The sequence below is a fragment of the Frigoribacterium sp. Leaf44 genome, assembly GCF_001421865.1.
GTDB lineage: Bacteria > Actinomycetota > Actinomycetes > Actinomycetales > Microbacteriaceae > Frigoribacterium.
In genome coordinates, this window is record NZ_LMLG01000006.1 from 590,500 (window position 1) to 595,626 (window position 5,127).

Consider the following 5,127-nt stretch of genomic DNA (forward strand, 5'->3'; position numbering starts at 1 on the left):
TTGGATCCTCAGCACTACTGGCGCGCGCTCGTGAAGAGCTGGCCCGTCATCCTCGTCCTCGCGCTCCTCGGCGGTGCGGCCGGTTACGGCTACGCCCAGACGCGACCCGACAGCTTCCGTTCGACCAGCAGCGTCTTCGTCTCGGCCGCCGAGGGCTCCGACCCGAACGAGCTGCTCCAGGGGTCGTCATACACGCAGAACCTGGTGCAGAGCTACACCCGCCTGGCCACGTCGACGGTCGTCCTCGAACCGGTCGTCGCCGACCTGGGGCTCGACCTCACCCCGGTCCAGCTGGCCCGGCAGGTCACGGCCGAGAACCCGTTGAACACCGTCATCATCGACGTCACCGTGGTCGACTCCGACCGTCAGCGTGCGGCCGACATCGCCAACGCCGTGACCCGGTCGCTGAGCGACGAGGCCCGATCGTTGTCGCCCGAGAGCGCGGCCGGCCTGTCGACGCTGAGCGTGGCACCCATCGCCGAGGCCACGCCGCCGAACTCGCCCGCGGGCCCCAACCGCCGGCTCATCGCGCTCACCGGCCTCGCCATCGGCGGGGCCCTGGGCATCGTCCTCGCCCTGGTCCGCTCCGTGGTCGACACGCGCCTCCGCTCGACGGCGGACGTCGACGAGCTGCGCGTCGCCCCTGTGCTCGGCAGCGTCGCACGCCGTCGACGCGGCAGCCTGGTGTTCGCCGACGAGCCCCAGGGGGCCGCGGCCGACGACTTCCGACGCATCCGCGCGCAGCTCCAGTTCTCCGACGTGGACGCCGTCGCCCGCACGATCGCCGTCTCGTCGGTCAGCTCCGACGACCGCGAGAGCCGAGCGGCCGTCATCCTCGACCTGGCACTCGCCTACGCCGAACGCGGCCAGTCCGTCCTCGTGATCGACGCCGACCTCCGGGGCGGCGGACTCGCCGACCTCGCCGCCGTGTCGGACGAGACGGGCCTGACCGACGTCGTCGTGGGGCGCCTCGAGTTCGCCGACGCCGTCACGCCCTGGCGCGACCGGGTCGACGTCATCCCCACCGGTGAGGTGCCCCCGAACCCCAGCCCGCTGCTCAGCTCGAAGTCGATGGCCCTGTTCGTCGAGTCCGCGCGCGAGCGCTACGACGTGGTCCTCGTCGACACCCCCGGTGTGCTCAGTTCGTCCGACGCCCTCGAGCTCGGACGCCTGACCGACGGCGTCGTGCTCGTCGCCACGGTGGGCCACTCGTCCCGCGGCCAGTTGGTCCAGGCCGCCCGGGCCCTGACCGGCGTCCAGGTGCCCGTGCTCGGCGTCGTCCTCGACGGCGTCTCCGAGAGCGCACAGCGTGCCGGCGGCCCGTCGGCGTCGAAGGCCTCGACCTCCTCCCGCCCGGCCCGCGGTCGGGGCGTCGACGCCCCGTGACCGTCGCTCGGCCGTCCCGGGGAGCCGCGCCGCGCCTCCCGGCCGTCCGGTTGTACGAGTCGCTGCGCACGGCGCACCTCGAGCGGGCACACGAACTCGCGCCGGCCAGCATCGTCTACCGGGTGACGCGGTACGACTTCGACGCCTCGCTCGCCGAGGGCCTCGACCTCGTGCCGGCCGGCCCGGTGCGGGCGGCCTGGCTGATCGCGCGGTCGGACGTCGAGACCCTCGAGGTCAACGAGCCGCTCATGACGTCGAGCCTGCCGGCGACCGCGCTCGTGTTGGCGGCCCTGGCGCTGCGGCGCCGGATCACCGGTCGCCCGACCGCCGTGGTGGGCTACCTGATCGGCAACGCCGACCCGTTCACGGCGGCGACCGCTCCGCGGCTGCGGACGCGACTGCGCCGACGCGGTGAACGCGTGCTGGCCCGCGCGGTCTGGCGGCGGCTCGACCGGGTGGTCTTCGGGACGGAGGCGGCGCGCGAGACGTACGCGCGCCTCCTCGGTTCCCCGTCGCCCCGGGCCTCCGTGGCCTCGGTGCCCGCGCTGCCGACGCGTCACCAGGACGCCCGCGGTGGCGGGGTCCGTCCGCCCGCGGTCGCGTTCGTCGGTTCGTTCGTCGAACGGAAAGGGCTGCGCGTGCTGGCGGCGGCCTGGCCGCTCGTCGTCGCCGCCCGCCCGCAGGCGACGCTGACGCTGCTCGGCAAGGGCGCCCTCGAGCAGGAGGCGCGGGCCCTGTCGGTCGCGGAGCCCTCGGTCGCCGTCGAGGTCGACCCGTCGCGCCCGCGCATCCACTCCGTGCTCGACGAGGCGCGCGTGCTCGTCCTCTGGTCGCAGCCGAGCCCGACCTGGCGCGAGCAGGTGGGGTTGCCGATCGTCGAGGGGCTGTCGCACGGTTGCACCGTCGTCACCACGACCGAGACCGGCCTCGCCGACTGGCTCGACGCCCACGGCCACGTGGTCGCGTCCGACCCGCGTTCGCCTCAGGTGCTGGCCGACGCGATCGTCGCGGCGCTCGACGCGAGCCGTGCCGCCGACGACGTGCTGGCCGACCTGCCCGACCGCGACGGACGGCTCGCCGCGGACGACCGACTGTTCGGGCGCGCCTCGTGAGCCGGTCGGCGACGGGCTCGGCCGAGCGTCCCCGCCGGGGCGGCGCGATGGCCGCCGTGGGCTCGACCGCGGCGATCAAGGTGGTCGTGATGGGCCTGTCGGGCGTGCTCGGCATCATCACGAGCCGCATGATCATCCAGAACTTCGGCACCGACGCCTACGCCCAGTACGGGCTGCTCTCGACCTTCCCGACCCTGTTGCCGTTCGCCGACCTCGGCATCGCGGCGATCGTCATCAACGCCGTGGCCGGGTCGTCGTCGGTCCGCACGGACGACTTCGTCAAGCGCTCGATCGTCACGGCCTTCCGTGTGCTGCTGGTGTCGGGCGGCATCATGGTCGCCGTCGCACTGATCATCACGCTCGCCGGCTGGTGGCCCGTCCTGCTGGGTGAGGGGCTGTTGCCCGACGGCGGCTCGCTCGCGGCCGGTCTCTGCCTGGCGGTGTTCGGCCTGGTGATCCCGCTGACGGTCGGGCAGCGCATCCTGGTGGGGCTGAAGAAGACCAGCACGCAGGTCGCCAGCCAGGCCGTCGTGGCGCCGTTCATGCTGCTCGCGATCGGCTCGGCCGTCATGTTCAGCGCGCCGATCGGCAGCTACCTCGCGGTCGTCTCGTACGTGGCCAACAGCCTCGTGTCGGTGATCTGCCTGATCGTGGCGGCGCGCGCCCTGTCGCCGCAGATCGGACAGGCCGTCAAGCTCGTGCCGCGCGTCCGCAGCTACCGCGGCGTGCCCGCCCTGGGCCTCGCCTGGCCGATGCTCGTGCAGATGATCGCCCTGCCGGTCGCGATGCAGACGGGCCGCCTGCTGCTCAGCCACCTGGCCGGCCCGGACGAGCTCGCGCAGTACAACCTCGCCTCGCAGCTGTTCGGCATCGTCCTGCAGACCGTCGCCGCGGCGGGCATCGCCCTCTGGCCGGTCTACGCGGCGGCCCGCTCGGCCGGGCGCGTCGAGTCGCCGACCGTGCCGACGCTGTGGTTCCTGCTCGGCGGACTCGTGCTGGGCACGGGGCTCGCCGTGATCAGCCCGTTCCTGGCGCGGTTCGTGTCGGGCGGGGCCATCACGCTCGACGGCTGGATGCTCGTCGGCTTCGTGGTCTTCGTCGGCCTGCAGGCGGCCAAGTACCCGGTCGGCATGTACATGACCGACAAGACCGGGCTCGTCTTCCAGGTGCTGCCGATCGTGCTGATGGTCCCCCTCAACCTGGGGCTGTCGTGGTGGTTCATCGGGCAGGTCGGGGCCGCGGGACCCGTGCTCGGGTCGGCGATCTCGGTGGCGCTCTGTCAGCTCGTGCCGAACCTCTGGTACGTCTCGCGCGACCTGGGGCGGCGTCGGGCCGAGGCGGCGGCGGGCGGAGCGGGTGGCGACGGCGTCGTCGACGAGTCGGCGGACGGCGAGGGCGCCACGGCGGCCGCGGGCCTCGACGTCGACGAGCAGCGTGGTGACGAGACCGCGACCGACCAGGCGATCGCCGAGCGAGCGGTGGCCGAGCGGGCCGCCGAGGAGCGCGTGCACGGCGGTCGCAGCGGCGACGACGAGAAGGAGGCGCGGTGATGGAGGTCCTCTTCGCGACCGAACGCGACGTGACCGGCTGGGCCGCCGATCACGCGGCAGGCCTCCGGCCCGGCCTCTGGCCGTACGGCCTCGAGGCGCTGCGCGACGCGGACCCGGAGGCGCGCATCGCGTCGGTCCCGGAACCCGGCCGCCTGCAGGTGCTGCGCGACCGGGTGGCGCCGCGCCGCGCCTCCTCGTCCGGGGTCCCGTCGAGTGACGTCGGCGTGACCTGGGACGAGAACGTCGCGCGGCGTATGCTGCTGACGCGGCCCCACGACCGGATGTACACGGGTGTGATCTGGGTGACCGACCGGGTCGAGCGCGGGCAGGACGTCGGACGCATGCGTGACGTGCTGCGACGGATGAGCGGGCTCTGGGTGATCAGCCGGGGGCAGGTCGAGCCGCTGCGACGGTTCGTCGGCGAGGACGGCCCGCCGGTCGGGTTCTTCACCTTCGGGGTCGACGAGGACTTCTTCGCGGCGCGTCCGTGGCCCACGCGACCGATGGTGCTGAGCATCGGAGGCGACCGCGACCGCGACCCGGCGACCCTGTTCGCGACGCTCGAGCAGGTCCACGCCGAACGACCGGACGTCGAGCTGGTCGTGCAGACGACGAGCGACGCGGCACCGCCCGAGGGCGTCACCGTGGTGCCGCACGTCTCGCACCGCGAACTCGCCGAGCTGTACGCACGGGCCTCGGTCGTGGCCGTCGCGACGCGCAACAACCTGCACGCGTCGGGCATGACGGTCAGCCTCGAGGCGATGGCGACGGGGCGGCCCGTCGTGATGACGAACACCCCGGGCATCGAGGACTACGTGGAGCACGAGCGCACCGGGTTGCTCGCGCCGGTGGGGGACTCGTCGGCGCTCGCGGGACACGTGCTGCGGCTGCTCGGCGACGAGGCCGAGGCCCGGGCGTTCGGCGCGGCGGGGCGGGCCCTGGTCGAGGAACGGCTGACGACGCGGCACCTGGCGGCGTCGCTGGCCGAGTTCGTCCGAGGCTGAAGGCGTCGGGGCCGGGCCGCTCCGGGCGTGTTCGTCGAACTCGGTCGGTCGCGGACGACCGTGGTCGACGAACAC

At 73.7% G+C, this 5,127-nt stretch carries 4 protein-coding genes; all 4 read left to right on the forward strand.

The window, feature by feature from the left end:
* The coding region (locus ASE87_RS11370; RefSeq protein WP_082452568.1) for a polysaccharide biosynthesis tyrosine autokinase at positions 1–1,386 on the forward strand (1,386 nt) is incomplete at its 5' end.
* Positions 1,383–2,498 (forward strand): glycosyltransferase family 4 protein, encoded by a 1,116-nt coding sequence (locus ASE87_RS11375; RefSeq protein ID WP_056228561.1) that lies wholly within the window; start codon positions 1,383–1,385, stop codon positions 2,496–2,498. The genes ASE87_RS11370 and ASE87_RS11375, both read left to right, overlap by 4 nt.
* On the forward strand, positions 2,495–4,048 hold the full coding sequence (locus ASE87_RS11380) for a lipopolysaccharide biosynthesis protein (protein WP_200925470.1): 1,554 nt from the start codon (positions 2,495–2,497) through the stop codon (positions 4,046–4,048). Before ASE87_RS11375 ends, ASE87_RS11380 begins: the two co-directional genes overlap by 4 nt.
* Positions 4,048–5,052, forward strand: coding sequence for a glycosyltransferase family 4 protein (locus ASE87_RS11385; protein ID WP_056228562.1), 1,005 nt, complete (start codon positions 4,048–4,050; stop codon positions 5,050–5,052). The genes ASE87_RS11380 and ASE87_RS11385 overlap by 1 nt, the downstream gene beginning before the upstream one ends.
* Positions 5,053–5,127: the final 75 nt, after the last annotated feature.